We start from the raw sequence: 1,535 nt of genomic DNA on the forward strand, positions 1-1,535 counted from the left end.
TCCGCCAAGGGCGAGGTCGCCGGCATGCAGGCCGTGACGCAGGCGCGGCCCGCGCCGGAGATCCGGTTCAAGGGGCCGGACGGCGCCGAGACCGCGCTGTCCGACCTCAAGGGCCGGCTGCTGCTGGTCAACCTCTGGGCGACCTGGTGCGCCCCCTGCAAGGCCGAGATGCCGGCGCTCGACCGCCTCCAGGCGGAACTCGGCGGCCCCGATTTCACGGTCGTGGCGATCAACGTCGACACCCGCAACCTCGACAAGCCGCCGGAATGGTTGAAGCAGGCCGGCATCCACGCCCTCGCCTTCTACGCCGACCCGGGCGGGCGCGTGCTGCCCGCGATCCAGCGCGACACGCAATCCCCGGGCCTGCCGACCACGATGCTGATCGACCCGCAGGGCTGCACCATCGGGGTGATGAAGGGCCCCGCCGCCTGGTCGAGCCCGGACGGGCTGGGGTTGATCCGCGCGGTTCTGGGGCGGACTTCCTGAAGCATCGTTCCGAAAGGTGGCCGCCAGCTTTCGGAACGATGCGCGCGAGGGTTCAGGTGCGCTCGTAAGTGAGGAACCGCCCCTCCGGCGCCAGTTGCTGGATGAGATCGAAATCCTCGCGATTGGCCGTCAGAACGGGACGGCCAGCCCGCGCGGCGGTCAGGAAGATGAGCGCATCGGCGAGGCAGGCCGTGCGCTGATGCCTCTGGTAGCCCTGGAGGCGCGCGAGGGTGCCGGCGACAAGTCCGGCATCCGCGAAGGTCTGTGCGTCGGGCGCCAGCAGGCGCGTCTCCGGTATGCGACTGAAGAGTTCGGCATAGTGATCGCGCAGTGCCACCCAGTTCGGTCCGTGCGGATCGGCGGCGGCCACCCCGACCGACAGTTCGGCGAGAGCGACGGCACAGTGAAACAGCAGCGCCCGCTCGATGAGCCGGTGCAGCGCCTCGGGCAGCCTGCCGGCAGCGCTATGGATATAGACGCTCGTGTCCAGGACGAGGGCCACAGGCGTCGCCGCGTCGAAGGTCGTCCAATCCGGGCGTTCGCTCTGCGGACGCGGAACGAGGCGAACGCTTCGCTTGTCCGGCTTGCGCCGCCGAAGCGCGCCACGCAGGTCCACGCTCAATGCGAGCCGGTGTCGAGATCGTGGTCTGCCCCGAGCCGTCCCGCCGTGCGGCCGAGAAAATCCGCGACGGGATCGGATTGAGCCAGGAGCGCCAGGGCGACCATGCCGAGTTCGGTTGTCGACGTGATCCCGGCCTCCCGCTTGGCGGCATCCACCAGGGCGGTCGGCACGCGGAAGCTCACGTGCTCGGACGTCTCTCCATCGAGCAGCCCGGCTTGCCGCGCTTCCTCCAGCACGGTGGCATGGATGCGGGCGGCCGAACGCGGGGCCCGCTTCCGCTGTACGGATGTGGTTTTCGGTACAGCCATTCCCTGCACCTCTCCCTCTCGAACGGCGGCAGGATAGCGCAAGGACCGATACACGGACAGATGGCGGCCCGCGCCTTCCCGCCTCTTGCCGCCGCCCCTTGCCGTCACCCCTTGCCCCC

Annotated in this window: 3 protein-coding genes; 1 reads left to right on the forward strand and 2 read right to left on the reverse strand. The window is 69.8% G+C overall.

Annotated elements, in window-relative coordinates; translation table 11 throughout:
- Positions 1-486, forward strand: a 486-nt coding sequence (locus FV228_RS29275) for a TlpA disulfide reductase family protein (RefSeq protein ID WP_147857664.1), incomplete at its 5' end; no start/stop codon positions are given.
- 52 nt (positions 487-538) lie between these two features.
- Here FV228_RS29275 and FV228_RS29280 read toward each other — a convergent pair.
- Positions 539-1,102 (reverse strand): PIN domain-containing protein, encoded by a 564-nt coding sequence (locus tag FV228_RS29280; RefSeq protein ID WP_238263025.1) that lies wholly within the window; start codon positions 1,100-1,102, stop codon positions 539-541.
- Positions 1,103-1,104: 2 nt separating this feature from the next.
- Positions 1,105-1,535: hypothetical protein (locus FV228_RS29285; protein ID WP_348645076.1), on the reverse strand; the 431-nt coding region annotated here is incomplete at its 5' end.

Source organism: Methylobacterium sp. WL18, assembly GCF_008040015.1.
GTDB lineage: Bacteria > Pseudomonadota > Alphaproteobacteria > Rhizobiales > Beijerinckiaceae > Methylobacterium > Methylobacterium mesophilicum.